2 pseudogenes are annotated in these 744 nt (G+C 31.5%); both read right to left on the bottom strand.

The features are described 5' to 3' along the window. Positions 1–71: 71 nt before the first annotated feature. Positions 72–362, bottom strand: a pseudogene (locus tag AMO08_RS01605) (LysR family transcriptional regulator); the annotation flags it as partial. Next, a pseudogene (locus AMO08_RS01610) lies at positions 362–744 on the bottom strand (oxidoreductase); the annotation flags it as partial. The pseudogenes AMO08_RS01605 and AMO08_RS01610, both read right to left, overlap by 1 nt.

Consider the following 744-nt stretch of genomic DNA (forward strand, 5'->3'; position numbering starts at 1 on the left):
TGTGCAATTATATTAGATGGTCAAATTAAACAGTTTGACGATCCTTATAATGTTTATCATTTTCCAAACTCTGAAGAAGTAGTTAATTTTCCTGTTGGTTTGCTCTTTTGATCACCTAATGATGTTTCAACTTCTTTAAGTTTGCTAATCACCTCATGAGCAGTTTTAAAAACGTATTCTCCATTTTGTGTGAGAGTTAAACCCCTTGCATGTCTTTCAAACAACTGCACTTTTAAATCTTGTTCTAATGATTGTATTTGTCTGCTTATAGCTGATTGGCTAAGATTTAAATTAATAGTAGCATTTGTAAAGCTTCCAGCTTCAGCCACAGCATGAAAAATTTTTAATTTATCCCAATCCATTATTTATTTAAATCAACTAATACTCTTCCAGAAATTTCACCTTTTAAAATTTTAGGATAAGTCTCCATCAATTCCTCCAAGCTTACTGTTAAAACTGATTTTTCCAATAAATCAAAATCAATTAAATTTGTTGCTTCTCCCCAAATAAAACCTCTTCTTTTAATACTACAATTAGCAGAGTCCATGCCCCAAACTTTAATACCTCTCAACATAAATGGTAATAAATTCGTATTAAGTTCATTACTGTTTGCATTTCCACAAACTGAAATTATTCCATTTGATTTTGTTTGAGCAATTGCATTTGCCAAAATTTTTCCACCAACCGTATCTACCACTCCATCCCATAGACCTTTGTCTATTGGACGTGGATCTTTGTCAAATT

The sequence above is a fragment of the Candidatus Pelagibacter communis genome (genome assembly GCF_001180205.1).
In the GTDB taxonomy this organism is placed as follows: Bacteria; Pseudomonadota; Alphaproteobacteria; order Pelagibacterales; family Pelagibacteraceae; genus Pelagibacter; species Pelagibacter ubique_O.